Source organism: Streptomyces sp. NPDC048441 (assembly GCF_043200235.1).
Classification (GTDB): Bacteria; Actinomycetota; Actinomycetes; order Streptomycetales; family Streptomycetaceae; genus Streptomyces.
In genome coordinates this window covers 408,085-424,122 of sequence record NZ_JBICXM010000001.1, presented here as the reverse complement: position 1 = coordinate 424,122, position 16,038 = coordinate 408,085, and the positions used below count along the sequence as shown (strand labels likewise).

Annotated in this window: 13 protein-coding genes; 7 read left to right on the top strand and 6 right to left on the bottom strand. The window is 69.4% G+C overall.

The annotated features are described in order from the left end of the window. The first annotated feature begins 107 nt into the window (after positions 1-107). Positions 108-1,448, top strand: a complete 1,341-nt coding sequence (locus tag ACGFSB_RS01875; RefSeq protein WP_393392569.1) for an FAD-binding oxidoreductase — start codon at positions 108-110, stop codon at positions 1,446-1,448. Here ACGFSB_RS01875 and ACGFSB_RS01870 read toward each other — a convergent pair. After that, the gene (locus tag ACGFSB_RS01870) at positions 1,438-2,016 is read right to left on the bottom strand and encodes a biotin transporter BioY (protein ID WP_393392566.1); all 579 of its coding nucleotides are present in this window, start codon (positions 2,014-2,016) and stop codon (positions 1,438-1,440) included. The genes ACGFSB_RS01875 and ACGFSB_RS01870 overlap by 11 nt on opposite strands. Before the next feature lie 268 nt (positions 2,017-2,284). Between ACGFSB_RS01870 and ACGFSB_RS01865 the strand changes: the two genes are divergently transcribed. The 4 genes from ACGFSB_RS01865 (at position 2,285) to ACGFSB_RS01850 (ending at position 6,471) form a co-directional block, all read left to right on the top strand. Beyond that, on the top strand, positions 2,285-3,676 hold the full coding sequence (locus tag ACGFSB_RS01865) for an amino acid permease (protein ID WP_393392563.1): 1,392 nt from the start codon (positions 2,285-2,287) through the stop codon (positions 3,674-3,676). Between the two features lie 156 nt (positions 3,677-3,832). After that, the gene (locus ACGFSB_RS01860) at positions 3,833-5,272 is read left to right on the top strand and encodes an amino acid permease (protein WP_393392560.1); all 1,440 of its coding nucleotides are present in this window, start codon (positions 3,833-3,835) and stop codon (positions 5,270-5,272) included. A 194-nt stretch (positions 5,273-5,466) separates the two neighbouring features. Further along, positions 5,467-6,117, top strand: coding sequence for a superoxide dismutase (locus ACGFSB_RS01855; RefSeq protein WP_393392557.1), 651 nt, complete (start codon positions 5,467-5,469; stop codon positions 6,115-6,117). A 144-nt stretch (positions 6,118-6,261) separates the two neighbouring features. Continuing rightward, complete coding sequence (locus ACGFSB_RS01850) at positions 6,262-6,471, top strand: hypothetical protein (RefSeq protein ID WP_393392555.1); 210 nt, start codon at positions 6,262-6,264, stop codon at positions 6,469-6,471. Position 6,472: 1 nt separating this feature from the next. On the opposite strand, the gene ACGFSB_RS01845 is transcribed toward ACGFSB_RS01850, so the two are convergent. Further along, a complete protein-coding gene (locus ACGFSB_RS01845; RefSeq protein ID WP_393392553.1) occupies positions 6,473-7,132 on the bottom strand; it encodes a DsbA family protein in 660 nt (219 codons plus the stop codon). Positions 7,133-7,295: 163 nt separating this feature from the next. On the opposite strand from ACGFSB_RS01845, the gene pepN reads away from it, so the two are divergent. Both pepN and ACGFSB_RS01835 read left to right on the top strand, forming a co-directional pair. Then, positions 7,296-9,869 (top strand): aminopeptidase N, encoded by a 2,574-nt coding sequence (pepN, locus tag ACGFSB_RS01840; RefSeq protein WP_393392550.1) that lies wholly within the window; start codon positions 7,296-7,298, stop codon positions 9,867-9,869. A gap of 183 nt (positions 9,870-10,052) precedes the next feature. Beyond that, a complete protein-coding gene (locus ACGFSB_RS01835; RefSeq protein WP_393392548.1) occupies positions 10,053-11,111 on the top strand; it encodes a hypothetical protein in 1,059 nt (352 codons plus the stop codon). Between the two features lie 78 nt (positions 11,112-11,189). On the opposite strand, the gene ACGFSB_RS01830 is transcribed toward ACGFSB_RS01835, so the two are convergent. From ACGFSB_RS01830 to ACGFSB_RS01815, 4 genes are all read right to left on the bottom strand, one after another. Then, a complete protein-coding gene (locus ACGFSB_RS01830; protein WP_393392545.1) occupies positions 11,190-12,353 on the bottom strand; it encodes a serine hydrolase domain-containing protein in 1,164 nt (387 codons plus the stop codon). Between the two features lie 139 nt (positions 12,354-12,492). Beyond that, complete coding sequence (locus ACGFSB_RS01825) at positions 12,493-14,295, bottom strand: TIGR03767 family metallophosphoesterase (RefSeq protein WP_393392543.1); 1,803 nt, start codon at positions 14,293-14,295, stop codon at positions 12,493-12,495. 257 nt (positions 14,296-14,552) lie between these two features. Beyond that, entirely contained in the window at positions 14,553-15,008 is a 456-nt protein-coding gene (locus ACGFSB_RS01820) for an NUDIX hydrolase (RefSeq protein ID WP_393392541.1), read from the bottom strand. A gap of 18 nt (positions 15,009-15,026) precedes the next feature. After that, positions 15,027-15,911 carry a pyridoxamine 5'-phosphate oxidase family protein gene (locus ACGFSB_RS01815; protein WP_393392538.1) on the bottom strand — a complete coding sequence of 295 codons (885 nt, stop codon included), beginning with the start codon at positions 15,909-15,911 and terminating at the stop codon, positions 15,027-15,029. Positions 15,912-16,038 lie beyond the last annotated feature (127 nt).

The following is a 16,038-nucleotide window of genomic DNA, read 5'->3' as shown; positions in this document are numbered from 1 at the left end:
CGTCGTGCGGCGTGCGTCGTGCGGGACACCGACAAAAGCTGACGGCGGATGTCAGGTTTTCAAGGGAAGCTCTGTCCACAAGACAGCGCGCACCTTGGAGGATCACCGTGGACTTCACCGCTCAGCGACTCGTGTTCCGGCCCGGCGACGACGGGTACGACGAGGAGACCGCCGGGTTCCAGCTGGGTTTCGCGCAGCGGCCCGCGATCGTGTTCGCCGCCGAGAGCGCCGATGACGTCGTCGCCGCCGTCTCGTACGCCGCTGAATCGGGACTGCCCGTGGGCGTCCAGGCCACCGGGCACGGACAGCCGGACGCCGCCGAGGGCGGCGTACTGATCAGCACCCGGCGGATGGACTCCGTCCGGGTCGACGCCGACGCGCGCACGGTCACCGTGGGCGCGGGCGTCCGCTGGGGCCAGGTCGTCGAGGCCGCGGCGGCGCACGGACTCGCGCCGCTGAACGGTTCGGCGCCGAGCGTGGGCGCCGTCTCGTACACGCTGGGCGGCGGACTCGGCCTCCTGGCAAGGGAGTTCGGGTACGCGGCCGACCACGTCCGGTGGCTCGACGTCGTCACCGCCGACGGCACGCTGCGACACGTCACGGCGGAGACCGAGCCCGAGCTCTTCTGGGGGCTGCTCGGCGCGGGCGCGAACCTCGGTGTGGTGACGGCCCTCGAGATCGGCCTGGTGCCGGTGGCGCGCCTGTACGGCGGGGCGATCGAGTTCGACGGGCGGGAAGTCGATCCGGCGGGCGTGCTGCGGGCGTACGAGGCGTGGACGCGGACGGTGCCGGACGAGGTGACCTCGTCGGTGGCGGCGCTCGTCTATCCCGACATGCCGCAGCTGCCGCCGCATCTGCGGGGCCGCTATCTCGTCACGGTCCGGGTCGCCTATACGGGCTCTGAGGCTGCCGGTGAGCGTCTTGTGGCGCCGCTGCGCGAGATCGGGCCCGCGGTGTCCGACTCGCTGCGGGAGATGCCGTACAGCGAGAACCACACGATTCACAACGACCCGGACTTCGCACACGCCTACTACGGGGACAGCGTGATGCTGAGCGAGCTCGATGTCGCGGCGGCGGGTGAGCTGCTCTCGCTCACGGGACCGGGCGCCGACTTCATGCACATCGTCCAGTTCAACCACCTGGGCGGCGCGTTGGCGAAGCCCGCGGGGAACGCGGTGCCGCATCGGGACGCGAAGTGGCTGGCCCGGATGCTCTCGCCGCTGGACGAGACCACGGACCGCGCCGCGGTACGGGCCGTGCACGCGGAGGGCTTCGGGCTGCTCGCCCCGCGGACCGTCGGGCGGTCGCTCAACTTCGCCTTCGCGGGCGGGGATCGGGGCGAGGGTCTGTACGACTCACGGACGCAGAAGAGGCTCGCCGGGGTGAAGGCCACTTATGACCCGGCGAACCTCTTCAGGCGGAACTACGGCGTGGCTGCTACCGGTTGAGGAACTTCCACGCCGTGGGCAGCGCGCCCATCGCGAGCGCGGCCTTCACGGCGTCGCCGATCAGGAAGGGCGTGAGCCCGGCGGCGACGGCCTGGGTCAGCGACATGCCGGTCGCGGCGGCGAGGTACGGGACGCCGACCGCGTAGATGATCGCGGAACCGAGCACCATCGTGCCCGCGGTGCGCAGGACGGAACGGTCGCCGCCGCGGCGGGCGAGGGCGCCGACCACCGTGGCGGCGAGCAACATGCCGAGGACGTAGCCGAGGGACGGCGCCGCGACGCCCGAGCCCGCCTGGGCGAACCAGGGCATGCCCGCCATGCCCACGAGGGCGTACACAGCGAGGGAGAGGAAGCCGCGGCGGGCGCCGAGCGCGGTGCCGACGAGGAGGGCGGCGAAGGTCTGCCCCGTCACCGGCACGGGGGAGCCCGGCACGGGCACGGCGATCTGGGCCGCTATGCCGGTGAGGGCGGCGCCACCGATGACGAAGGCCGCGTCCCTCGCGCGGGACGCGGGGAGCAGGTCCGCGAGGACCTGGCCGGGACGGGAAGAGACGGCGGCGATGCTCATCGGGACTCCGCGGGTTCTGGGACGGGCAGCTGGGACTCCGCGACGCTATCTCAGGCGGGGGCGCCTTTCACCGGGGGTGGGTGACAAGGAGCCGGGGGCTCCGGTGGTGGGTTCCGCACAAAGTGCGGGGGGTACCCCTGCGGGGGGCGTGATGCTCGTCACTGAGGTGGGGCGTGACTGGGGCCCGTTTTGCGCACGGGGATGCCGTCCAGGGAGACTGTAGGTTCCCGCCAATTTCCCTTGTGAGCCCGAGAGCAGCCTGAGCACCATGCACGACGCACCACTGCCCACAACGGCAACGGAACCCGAGCCCCTCGGCGGCGGTCTGAAGCAGCGGCACCTCACCATGCTCGGGCTCGGGGGTGTCATCGGGGCCGGGCTCTTCGTCGGCTCTGGAGCCGGTATCGCTGTTGCCGGGCCCGGCATCGTCGTCTCGTATCTCATCGCCGGTGCGCTCGCCATGTGCGTGATGCGGATGCTCGGTGAGATGTCGGCCGCGATGCCCGCTTCCGGGTCCTTCTCCGTGCACGCCGAGCGCGCCCTCGGGCGCTGGGCGGGGTTCAGCGTCGGGTGGCTCTACTGGTTCCTGCTGGTCGTCGTGCTCGCCGTGGAGGCGACCGGTGCCGCGCAGATCGCCAACAGCTGGGCGCCGGGGGTTCCGCAGTGGGCCTGGGTGCTGATCTTCATGCTGGTGTTCACGGGGGCCAACCTCGCCGCCGTGAAGAACTTCGGCGAGTTCGAGTTCTGGTTCGCCGCGCTGAAGATCTTCGCGATCGTCGCGTTCCTGGTCCTCGGGCTGCTCGCGGTCTTCGGGGTGCTGCCCGACACCAACCCCGTAGGCCTCACCAACCTCACCGGGCACGGCGGTTTCCTGCCCCACGGCTGGGAGGGCGTGACGTCCGGCGTGCTCGCCGTCGTCTTCGCCTTCGGTGGCCTCGAGGTCGTGACGATCGCCGCCGCCGAGTCCGACGACCCGGTGCGCTCGGTCGCCCGCGCCGTACGCAGCGCCGTCTACCGCATCCTCTTCTTCTACGTCGGTTCGATGCTGGTCATCGTGACGGTCCTGCCGTGGACCGCGGAAAAGGCGGGCATCAGTCCGTATGTGACGGTCCTCGACTCGATCGGGGTGCCGTCCGCCGGCACGATCATGAACATCGTGGTGTTCGTGGCGCTGCTCTCCGCGCTGAACGCCAACCTCTACGGCTCGTCCCGGATGGTCTTCTCGCTGGCCGAGCGCGGCGAGGCCCCGAAGGCCTTGCTGAAGGTGTCGGGCGGCGGGGTCCCGCGCCGGGCGGTCCTCGCGTCCGTGGCCTTCGGGTTCGTATCCGTCGTACTCAATCTGAAGTGGCCCGACTCGGTCTTCCTCTACATGCTCAACTCGGTCGGCGCGGTGCTCCTTTTCGTGTGGGCGCTGATCGCGGTCTCGCAGCTGCGCCTGCGCCGCCGTATCGAGCGCGAGGCGCCGGAGCGGCTCGTCCTGCGTATGTGGGCGTTCCCGTATCTGACGTGGGCGGCCCTCGCCGCGATGGCGGCCGTGCTCGGGCTGATGCTGACCGATGACACGGCGCGTCCGCAGCTGTTGTGGTCGGCGGGTGCGACCGCGCTCGTGCTTGCCGTCGCGGGGCTGCGGGAATGGCGCGAGGCGCTCGGGCGCGCATGAAACGGGTGTGAACATTTCGTGCCCGATGCTTCACAACGTGTGAGCGTCGTGTCCGTATAGCGGTCAGGTGTTCCCTGTCAGCGGTACCGGACTTCAGACTGTGGGCCGCTCCGCCTCGCTCCACTCCCCGTCTCAGCTACTGAACAGGGCACGCCCATGTCTCGGACGTCCACTCCCCAGGACGACGCAGCACCCGACGCGGCTCCCGACACGGCCCACAAGGTCGATTCGCCGCTCGTCCATGGTCTCAAGCAGCGCCATCTCTCCATGATCGCCCTCGGTGGCGTGATCGGAGCGGGCCTCTTCGTGGGCTCCGGAGCGGGCATCGCCGCGGCCGGCCCCTCGATCGTCCTCGCCTACGCGATATCGGGCGCGCTCGTCATGCTCGTGATGCGGATGCTCGGCGAGATGTCGGCGGCGAACCCGGCCTCCGGCTCCTTCTCGGTCCACGCCGAGCGGGCGATCGGCCCCTGGGCGGGCTTCACCGCGGGCTGGGGCTTCTGGTTCCTGCTCTGCGTCGCCGTCGGCCTCGAAGGCATCGGCGCGGCGAAGATCATGGTGGGCTGGTTCCCCGACAGCCCCGAGTGGGCGTGGGTCGCCCTCTTCATGCTGGTGTTCTGCGGGGCCAACCTGACGGCAGTGAAGAACTTCGGCGAATTCGAGTTCTGGTTCGCCGCCCTCAAGGTCGGCGCGATCGCACTCTTCCTGGGCATCGGCGTCCTGGCGATCCTCGGCATCCTGCCCGGCTCCGACGTCTCCGCCCCCGGCACGGACAACCTCACCGGCGTGGGCGGCTTCATGCCGAACGGCACGGACGGCCTGATCATCGGCCTCCTCGCATCCGTCTTCGCGTACGGCGGTCTGGAGACCGTCACCATCGCGGCCGCGGAGTCCGAGAACCCGGTCAAGAGCATCGCGAAGGCCGTACGCACGGCGATGTGGCGCATCGCCCTCTTCTACATCGGCTCGATGCTCGTCGTCGTCACGCTGCTCCCGTGGGACAACAAGGAGGTCGTGGCGAAGGGCCCGTACGTCGCCACGCTCGACCACCTGGGCATCCCCGCCGCCGGCCAGATCATGAACGTCATCGTCCTGATCGCCCTGCTCTCCGCGATGAACGCCAACATCTACGGCGCCTCGCGCATGTCGTACTCCCTGATCGCGCGCGGCCAGGGTCCCAAGGCGCTCGGCCGCGTCTACAGCGGCGTCCCGCGCCTCGCGGTCCTCGCCTCCTCGGTCTTCGGCTTCGTCTGCGTGCTGCTCAGCTACTGGCGCCCGGACGATGTCTTCCCGTGGCTCCTGAACATGATCGGCGCGATGATCCTCGTCGTCTGGATCTTCATCGCCGCGTCGCAGCTGATCCTGCGCCGCAGGACGGAGCGCGAGGAGCCGGAGAAGCTGGTCGTGAAGATGTGGGGCTACCCGTTCCTGACGTGGATCGCCCTGGCCGCGATGGCGTACATCTTCTACCTGATGACGGATCAGCCGGACACCCGCAAGCAGCTCATGGCCACGGGCACGCTGACGCTGATCCTGGCCGCGATCGGATACGCGCGGCAGAAGATCGCGGAGCGTGCGGCGGTCGCCGCCGAGTAGGCATCGCATACGTACGAGAGGGCCTCGAGTCGATGGACTCGGGGCCCTTTCGCGTTGCCCGCACCCCTACCTCGACCCCGGTCCTAGGACGAAGGGCTGATCAACTCCGACCTACTCCTGCTGCTAGCCTGCACTTGCATATACATTGCAATAAGGGTTGCACTACAGCAGAGCAGCAGTCGGAGGGCTCGGACATGGCCATTTACACGCTTCCAGAACTTCCGTACGACTACGCGGCGCTCGAGCCGGTCATCAATCCCCAGATCGTCGAGCTGCACCACGACAAGCACCACGCGGCGTACGTGAAGGGTGCGAACGACACCCTCGAGCAGTTGGAGGAGGCGCGCGACAAGGAGACGTGGGGCGCCATCAACGGCCTGGAGAAGAACCTGGCCTTCCACCTCTCCGGCCACATCCTGCACAGCATCTACTGGCACAACATGAACAGCCCGAAGGACGGCGGCGGCGGTGAGCCGCTGGCCGCGGACGGTGTCGGCGACCTCGCGGACGCGATCACCGAGTCCTTCGGCTCCTTCGCCAAGTTCAAGGCCCAGCTGACCAAGGCCTCGGCGACGACGCAGGGTTCGGGCTGGGGCGTACTCGCCTACGAGCCGCTCAGCAACCGCCTCATCGTCGAGCAGGTCTACGACCACCAGGGCAATGTCGGCCAGGGCTCGACGCCGATCCTGGTCTTCGACGCCTGGGAGCACGCCTTCTACTTGCAGTACAAGAACCAGAAGGTGGACTTCATCGAGGCCATGTGGCAGGTCGTCAACTGGCAGGACGTGGCCAGGCGCTACGCGGCGGCGAAGCAGCGCGTGAACAGCCTGCTGCTGTCCCCCTGAACCCCTGAACCCCCCTTTAAGCGTCCTGCCTCGTGATCGTCTTCTCAACCTTCGCTGAGGCAGGCGGATGAAGGAAAGGCCCCCGTGAGGACATGACTCACGGGGGCCTTTCGGTATGCGGGGTTCCGGTGAACCGTGTAAGCCATGGCGATGGCTTCCAAGCACTGCCCCAAATGCGGCGGAAATCCACAGGACTTCCGGCAGGTCAACCAAGAGGAGGAGGACCACCTGGCCACAGACATGACCCGGGCCGAGGCCCAGGGCCACTGGCGCTGCCCGACATCGGGGTGCCGTTGGGTTCAGCCCTTCTGGTACCAGAGCAAGGGCCGGCTGCTCCCCCCGTCCTTCGGCTAGCTCAGTCGAAAATCGGACCCTGCGTCCGCGTCCGCTTGATCTCGTAGAAACCCGGCGTGGACGCCACAAGCAGTGTGCCGTCCCACAGCTTCGCCGCTGCCTCGCCCTTGGGCGCGGGCGTCACGACGGGGCCGAAGAAGGCGACCTGCTCGCCGTCCGCGCCGGGGACGGCGATGACGGGGGTGCCCACTTCCTGGCCCACCTTGTCGATGCCCTCCTTGTGGGAGGCCCGCAGCTCGGTGTCGTACGTGTCCTTCTTGGCGTAGTCGATCAGGTCGGCCGGCAGGCCCACATCGGCGAGGGCTCCCGCGATGCTCTCGTCGCTCACGCCCTGGCCCTTGTTGTGGATACGCGTGCCGAGCGCGGTGTACAGCTTCCCGAGAACCTCCTCGCCATGCAGCTCGCGCGCGGCGATCGCCACGCGGACCGGGCCCCAGGACTTGCCGCCGGGGCGCATGTTCTCGCTGTACTCCTCGGGCAGCTCGTCGAGCCTGTTCTCGTTCAGTACGGCAAGGCTCATGACATGCCAGCGGACCTCGACATCACGGACCTTCTCCACCTCGAGCATCCAGCGCGAGGTCATCCAGGCCCACGGGCACAGCGGGTCGAACCAGAAATCAACAGGGGTCTTGCCGTTGCCGGGCTTGGCGTTCTCGGACATGTCTCTCCCTAGGGAATGCGTTCGCGCTTGGCCAGGGGAACGTCAGTGATCTACCCGGGCATTCCCGGATACCGCGCGCCGAGGGCACATGCGAGGATCGTAGACATTCGTACAGGTCGTGCGATCCACGACTTCCACCTGCGAGTACAAGGGAGTACCGCCCGTGCCCGGTGAGAATCTTTCCCGCGACGAGGCCCAGGAGAGGGCCGCGCTGTTGTCCGTCGACGGGTACGAGGTCTTTCTCGACCTGCGCTCCGCGATCGGCGGGAGCGACCAGGAGCCGCGCACGTTCCGCTCCGTCACCACCCTCCGCTTCCGCTCCGCCGAACCCGGCGCCGCGAGCTTCGCCGACCTGATCGCCCCGAGCGTCACGGCGGTGTCCCTCAACGGCAAGGATCTGGACCCCGCCGAGGTCTTCGACGGCACCCGGATCACCCTGGAGGACCTGGCCGCGGAGAACGAACTGGTGGTGGACGCCCAGTGCGCCTACAGCCGCACCGGCGAGGGGATGCACCGCTTCGTCGACCCGGAGGACGGCGAGGTCTATCTCTACACGCAGTACGAGCCCGCCGACTCGCGCCGCGTCTTCGCCAACTTCGAGCAGCCCGACCTGAAGGCGCCTTTCCGCTTCGAGGTGCAGGCGCCCGAGGGATGGACCGCCTGGTCGAACGGCGCGGGTGAACTGGTCGACGGCGTATGGAAGTTCGCCGAGACGAAGCCGATCTCGACGTACATCACGGCGGTCGTCGCCGGTCCGTATCACTACGTGACGGACTCCTACAGCCGCACCTTCGACGACGGCACGACGCTCGACATCCCGCTCGGCGCGCTGTGCAGGAAGGGCCTCGCCAAGCACTTCGACGCGGACGACGTCTTCCTGGTCACGAAGCAGGGGCTCGACTTCTTCCACGACAACTTCGACTATCCGTACCCCTTCGGGAAGTACGACCAGGCCTTCGTCCCGGAGTACAACCTGGGCGCGATGGAGAACCCCGGCTGTGTCACGTTCCGCGAGGAGTTCATCTTCCGCGGCAAGGTGACACAGGCGTCGTACGAACGCCGGGCCAACGTCATCCTGCACGAGATGGCGCACATGTGGTTCGGCGACCTCGTCACCATGCGCTGGTGGGACGACCTGTGGCTCAAGGAGTCCTTCGCCGACTTCATGGGCACCTTCTCGATGGTCGAGGCGACACGCTTCACCAACGGCTGGATCACCTTCGCCAACAACCGCAAGGCGTGGGCCTACCGCGCCGACCAGCTCCCCTCCACGCACCCGGTCACGGCCGACATCCGCGACCTGGAGGACGCCAAGCTCAACTTCGACGGGATCACGTACGCGAAGGGCGCGAGCGTCCTGAAGCAGCTCGTCGCCTACGTCGGGCGCGACGCGTTCCTCGAAGGCGCGCGGCGCTACTTCAAGCGGCACGCGTACGGGAACACCCGGCTCGGTGACCTTCTGTCGGTCCTGGAGGAGACATCCGGACGTGACATGGCGTCCTGGTCGCAGGCCTGGCTGCAGACGGCGGGCGTCAACTCCCTCACCCCGCTCGTCACCTTGAACGCGGAGGGCCGGATCACCGAGCTCGCCGTCATCCAGGAAGCCGCTGCCTCCCACCCCGACCTGCGTCCGCACCGCGTGGCGGTGGGCCTGTACCGCCGCACCGCCGACGGCGAGCTCGAGCGGTACGCACGCGCCGAGGTGGACGTCGAAGGACCGCGCACGGCCGTCGCCGATCTTGCCGGGGCAGAAGCCCCCGAGCTCGTCCTGGTCAACGACGACGACCTCACGTACTGCAAGATCCGCTTCGACGAGAACTCCCTGGCCACGCTGCGGGAACACCTCGGCGACATCACGGATCCCCTCGCCCGTGCCCTGTGCTGGTCCGCCCTGTGGAACCTCACGCGGGACGCACTCATGCCCGCGCGGGACTTCATCGGGCTCGTGCTGCGGTTCGCGGGGCGCGAGAGCGACATCGGCGTCCTTCAGATGCTGCATATGTGGGCGGACTCGGCCCTCACGCACTACGCGGCACCCGAGTGGCGCGAGGAGGGCGGGCGCACGCTCGCCGAGGGCGCGCTGCGGGAGCTGCGGATCGCCGAGCCCGGCAGCCAGCACCAGCTGACATGGGCGAGGTTCTTCGCCGCGGTGGCCTCGTCGGAGGCCGATCTGCAGCTGCTGCAAGGCCTGTTGGGCGGCACGGCGAAGATCGATGGCCTGGACGTCGACCAGGAGCTGCGCTGGTCCTTCCTCAACCCGCTCGCCGCGCACGGCGTCGCCGACGAGCAGGTCCTCGCCGCCGAGCTGGCCCGCGACGACACGGCTTCGGGCAAGCGGCACCAGGTGCGGTGCCTGGCAGCGCGGCCGTCCGAGGCGGTCAAGGCCCAAGCGTGGGCCGCCGTGGTGGAGTCGGACGCGCTGTCGAACGCACTGGTCGGGGCGACGATTTCGGGCTTCGCCCAGTCGTCGCAGCGGGCGCTGACCGCGCCTTACGCTCCGAAGTACTTCGCGGCGATCGAGCGGTTGTGGGCCGAGCGGTCCATCCAGATCGGGATGGACGTGGTGAAGGGTCTTTTCCCGCATCTCCAGGACGATCAGGGGACGCTGGACGCGGCGGATGTGTGGCTCGCCTCGCATGAGGCGGCTGCGCCTGCCTTGCGGCGGCTCGTGCTTGAAGCCCGGGACGACTTGGCTCGCTCCCTGCGGGCACAGGTCTGCGACGCGGCGGCCTCTTAGCGGTCCGGGTGGGCGCCTCGTCCGTCGCTGCTCGGCAGCTTCGGCGTCGCGCCCGCCCCAACCGTTCGTAAACGGACCTTTTCGGCAGTCGAACGTCTGGACTTTAGTGCTGAGTTGTCTGGTTATGTCGACGGGGCTGTAACAGCGGTTAGGGGGCGCGGTGGCAGCGGGAATGGCCCGGTCATGAACCACAACACCCCGCTCTCCTCCCCCCTCCCCCTCCGTCACCTCGCCGACGTCCAGCGCCGCGTCATGAGCACCGCCCAGCTCCGCGCCCACGGCGTCTCCGCCGCCGACGCCTCCGCCCACTGCCGCCCGGAAGGGCCGTGGCAGCAGTTGCTCCCGGGGGTGTGCCTGCTGCATCCGGGGCCGCCGACCAGCGAAGAGCGGCTGCACGGCGCCCTGTTGTACGCGGGGCGGCCACCGGCCAGGCAGGCGAAGACCGTGCCCGCACAGCCCCGTGCGGGCGAGCCCCACGCTCCGTACGCCGACGCCCTCATCACGGGCCTCGCCGCACTCGCCCTGCACCGCTTCTCGTCCGCTCCCCCACTGCTCTCCCTGGATCGCATCGACGTCCTGGTCCCCCGCACCCGGCGGCTGCGGTCCGTCGGATTCGCGCGGCTCGTGCGGACCCAGGCGCTGCCGACCGCCGTACAGATCGCCGGAGTTCCGGTGGCGCCGGTGCCGCGCGCGCTCGCCGATGCCGTGGCGGGGCTCACCGACGCGGGCGCGGTGCGCAGGCTGCTCACCGAGGCGGTGCGCGGCGGACACTGCGAACCGGCCGCCATCGTCCGGGAGTTGAACCAGGCGCGGCTGCTCACCCGGCCGCATGTCGTGGACGCGGTCGACTCGCTGCTCGCCGAGGGGCGGGCCATCGCCGAGGACCGGCTCTATCAGATGGTCGCGGAGCACGGCCTGCCCGATCCGCTGTGGAACGTCGACCTGCGATTGCCCGGCGGGCCGCACCTCGGTGGCGTGGACGCCTACTGGCCCGACCTGGCCGTCGCGGTCGAGCTGGACACCCGGGCACCCCGCCATGGCCTCCGGCAGGACGACGACGCGCAGTGGTCCGAATACGCCCGCAAGCGGGAGAACTTGGAGCGGCTCGGCATCACCGTCGTCCATCTGACGCCCAGGAAACTGCGCGAGGCGCTCGAACAGCAGGCGACCGTCATGCGGACCGCGCTGATGGCCTCGGCCGACCGTGATCCGGCGGCGTATGTCGTCGTACTGCCCAAGTAGGTGAAGAGGGTGGGGCGGGACCCGCACGACGGGCCCCGCCCCACCCTCTTCCCCCGCACAACTCCTTTGTCCCCTACGTCACTTCGAGCAGAACTCCGCATCCAGGAGCGCGAACAGGTCCCCGTGCAGGGTGTTGAAGTTCGCGGCGAGCGCGTGGCCGCCGTTCTCGGTCGCCAGCGTCATCGAGAGCGAACCCTGGATCTCGCCGCCGTTCCCCCAGACGACCCTGCCGCACGAGGTCTCGCGGCTCACCAGGCCGAGACCGTACCGCTCGGCAGGGTTGTCCTCCCCCTCCGAGACGGTCTTCTTCATCTCGGCGAGCTGCTTCTTCGGCAGGAGCTTGCCGCGCAGCAGGGCCGTGTAGAAACGGTTCAGATCCGCCGAGTCGGAGATCATCCCGCCTGACGCGCCGGCCAGGGACGGATTGAGCTCCGTCACGTCGTGGAACGTGGCGCCCGGGGCCTTGGACAGCTTCATGTACGCCCGTGAACTCGGCTCCGGCATCGAGGAGTCCGTCGCCGGGGCGCTGGTGGCAGTCAGGCCGAGCGGCTTGATGATGCGCCGATCGATCTCGTCCGCGTACGACTTCCCCGTCACCTTCTTGATGATCATGCCCGCGAGGAGGTAATTGGTGTTGGAGTAGTTCCAGCCGTCGCCGGGATCGAAGTCCGGCTTGTGACGCATGGCGATGGCGGTCAACTGCTCGGGAGTCCAGGTGTCGTAGCGGTGCTCGAGGAACTTCTCGGTGTACATCAGTTCCTGGAACCCGGGGTCGTTCAGCACGTTGTAGATGCCGCTCGTGTGGTTGAGGAGCTGGCGCACCGTGATGCGGTCGCCGTCGTGGCCGTGCCCCTCGACGACGCCCGGCAGCCACCGCCCCACCTTGTCGTCGAGGCTCAGCTTTCCTTCGGCCACCAACTGGAGGATCACCGTCGAGACGAAGGTCTTGGTGATGCTGCCGACGCGGAAGCGGTCATGGGCGCCGCGCGGGCTCTGCCGTTCGACGTCGCCGATGCCCGCGGCCGAGTTCCAGGTCCCGTGCTTGTCCTTGGCCTGGACACTCACGCCGGGGGCGTTCTCGTTGACGGCGGCCTCCATCGCCTTCCGCGTCGCCCGGTGCCGGTCCCCGTGGCCGGACCCTGCCGCCAGGGCGGGCCCGGCGAACGCCCCCGCCGTCACCGCCATGGCCACCGCTGCGGCCACGCCCATCAGGCCTCTTGTGCGTACTGAGATGTCTCCCATGTCTCCCCCTCTGTTCACGACGCGCTGTTCACGACGCGCTGTTCACGACGCGCTGTTCACGACGCTGTTCACGACGTCGGCCGGAGGGACTCACGAGTTCGGTGAGGAGGTTGAGCGCTTCGCGCGAGTTGAGCCGGTTTCAGCCCTTCTTGAGGATCAGTTCCGTGTTCCGGTCGCCCGGCTCGCCGCCGAGCGCGGGCTTGGCACCAGGGGCGTTGAAGGACAGCTCGCGGTAGAGCGCGGCGAGACCGGTCTGGGAGAGATCGGCGTAATCCGTGCGGTGCGGGGCCGACGATTCGATGAGGGTGGTGAAGAGGGAGACCGTGCCGTCGTGGTTGTCGGCGAGCTCCACCACGCGGGCCAGCTGCGGGAAGTCGATGTGCGAGGCCGTGGAGACCTCCCAGAAGGAGCCGCGCGGGGTCTGGTGCGCGGTGATGTCGTTCTTGTGGCTGTGGCCGTTGACCCAGGCGAGTACGGAAGGGTGGCGGCCGAGGAGGGAGACGATCTCGTCGCCTCCGTGCCGGGCCTCACGCGGCCGGTCCGGGTCCTGGCGCAGATTCCGCATCGTCTTGCTGGTGTGGTGGCTGAAGACGACGACGTACGAACCGCCGCCGAGCTGCTTCTCGTTCGCCTTCAACTCCCGCTCGAGCCAGTCCAGCTGGGCCGTGCCGAGCGAGCCCTCGTAGTGGCCGCCGGGGTCCGTCGTGTCCAGGCTGATGCCGAGTACGTGGTCGCTGACGCGGAAGGAGTAGTACTGAGTCCCGGAGTCGAGGTTCTCCTGCGTATAGCCGTGCCCGGCCGGGCCGTGGCCCTTGTAGGCCGGGTCCAGGTGCGCCTTGACGTACTCGGCGGGGGTGAAGGGCGCGCGGCTCTCGTCCGGGGTGACCGAGCGCATCCGCCGCGCCTCGCTCTTCAGGAGCTCCTTGAAGTGGGCGCCCTTGGGGTCGCGGCCCTTCTTGACGGCCTTCCACAGGGCGGCGCCGCGCGACTCGTCCAGGGACATCAACTTCCGCCCGCCGACGGCGAATTCGGAGAAGTACGAGTCTCCGGGCCCCCAGCAGCCGCCGGGCAGCGCGTCGTGGTTGCCGACGGTCGAGTACCAGGGGAGCCCCAGGCCGGGGCTGTTGACCTCGCGGAGGGCGGCGTCCAGGAAGCCGTCGACCTTCGGGAAGCCGAGGGCCTTGTCGGAGTCGCGGAGGTTGTCGTCCGGGTGCCAGTACAGCTTGAGGCCGCTGTCCTGGACGCCTTCGTAGCGGCGCGGGTCACCGGAGTTGGGGGTGATGCGCCCGCCGCTCATGGTCTTGAGGAACCAGTCGAGCTCGGAGCGGGAGTTGTTGTCCGTGTTGTCGCCCGTCGTCACCACGCAGTGCAGCGGCGATGCGGTGACGGGCGCGCCGCGCAGGGCGTTGACGCGCTCGACGAGCGCGACCGCACCGGCCACCGAGAGGGCCTCCTGCGGGCGCCAGGCGCTCGCGGTCTGGGCGCGCAGATACTCGTACCGCAGCGGATGCTGCACGTCGACCAGGTGCAGATCGGTGAACTGGACGAACGCGGCGAGCGCCGTGCGCCGCTCCTCGCGGCCGTTCTTGGCTGCGGCCAGGTCACCCCGGACCACCCGGTCCCAGGCCGGCCCGTCACCGAGCCTCCGATAGCCGGATGTGCCGCGCGGGGCGGCGACGGAAGCCAGCGTGGTGCCGCTCCGGTAGGGCATCAGGGGCGCGGCGGGGGCCTGCCGGGAGAGGGCGACGGGGGTGGGCCCGCCGGCGGCGGCATGGCTGGTGGCGGGCCGCAGGGCGTAGCCGATGCCCGCGGAGACGGAGACCGCTCCGGTGGCCGCGAGGAAAGCCCGGCGGTCCACCGATGAGGCGACGGAGGCGGCGGCGTGGGTGGCGGTCTGGGTGGCGGTCTGGGCGGCGGTGGCGACAGAGCGTATGCGCGACATGGCGCGGTCTCCCCGAGTGCGAACGCGTCGACAGTGGTCGCGGGCAGCTCCGCAGTGGGCGAATTTCCCGCTCGTACTGGATCGTTGACATCCGGGATGACCTGCACGTTAACGAGACCGCAACGGCCAACGCCGATCACCGTACGTGGATCACCAGGCACCCTGTGCGGTCACGCACCTCTCTCCGGACGGAGAGGAGGCCGTCACTCCACGTTCATCTTCCGGGGAAGGGGAGGGGCACGGAGGGCAGCGAAGGGTCAGGAGGGCGCCGCCATGTGCCCGTCGTCGGGGCGGTCGCGCCACAGGCCGAGCCCGATGTCGACGAGCCCGACGCGGTCGAGATCGGCGACGGCCTCCAGCCGGTGCCAGGCCGCGAGATCGGTGGAACCGTCCCTCTCGTGGCGCAGCTCGCCGCCGGTGATCAGCGCCTCGTAGATGATCCGCAGGCCATGGAAGTCGGCGACGGCACCGAGCTTGCGCGGATACCGGCGGCGAAGGGAGTCGATGCCGAGCAGCACGCGGGGCTCGATGACGTACCCCGTCTCCTCGTCGGCCTCGCGGATCACCGTGTCGTACGGGTCCTCCCCGTGGTCCATCCCGCCGCCGGGCAGCGTCCAGCGCTTGCTGCCGTCGCCCGCCACCCAGCGGGCGAGCAGCAGCTGCCCGTCCTGTACGCATACGGCGTAGGCCGCCACCCGCAGCTCTTTGTTCACAGAGTGACGCTAGTCCCCTTACGTGGGATTAGCAGGGGAGTACTCCGGCGCGGTCCAACTCCAGGGGCTCGCGCCGAGGGTCTGGACGGCCTCGGTGAGGGTGAAACGGACCGTACGGGAGCCGTCGTCGCCGTATTCGGTACGGGCCGTGCCGGTGAGCTGGAGGGTGACGCCGGTCACCCAGTCGAGGAAGAGGAGCCCGGCGCGGGGGTCGGCGGCGAGGTTGCCCAGGGACAGGAACATGGAGTTTCCGGGGTAGTCCCGCCAGGCGAGTTCGTAGGGGGAAGGGACCTGGACGAAACCGGGGTTGCCGCCCCGGTGGCTGGCGTCGGCGCCTTCCGCGTGGACGGTGGCGAGGAAGAAGGTGTCCGCCTCGGCGATGAACACGCGCTGGTCGCCGGTGAGCTTCACTCCGTGCCGGGGCGCGGCCGGGCGGCCCGGCTGGGCACCCGGCGGGAGCTGCCGCTTCTGGATGTACTTCGGGCAGTTGGAGAAGACCTGATCGGCCTCGATCGCCAGGCCCCGGGGGGTCGGCCGTGCCCGGCCGTTCAGGCGTATGCGGCGGCGGGTGCGGGGGTCGAGGGCGATGGTGCCCACAGGGGTGCCCTCCCGGGCGAGGGCCTGCGCGAGGGGGTCGGCGCGGCGCGGGCCGCCCGCGATCGATATCTGGTGCGGCCCCGTGGCCCGTACGAACCCGGGTTTCCCGGTGAGCAGCGAGGCCCAGGCGGCGCCTGCCGGGTCGGCGCCGCCGATCACCAGCATGGGCTGCAGCTCGAGGAAGGCGGCGACGACGGGCCGGATACCGTCACCCATGGACCGGCCCACGTGGTCGGCCAGCTCCCGCACACCGACGAGGTCCTGAACGGCGCGGGAGCCGTGGTGGTACGGGGCGTGCGGGGTCATGACTCTCCCCTTGTCAGCGGTGGGCCACGGTGGCCCACGGTGGGCCACCCAACGCAGGCTAACTGGTTACAGTAACTTTAGAGGTTATAAACGGAGAGCGTCAACCAGTCACGTACTCTTTGCCGGT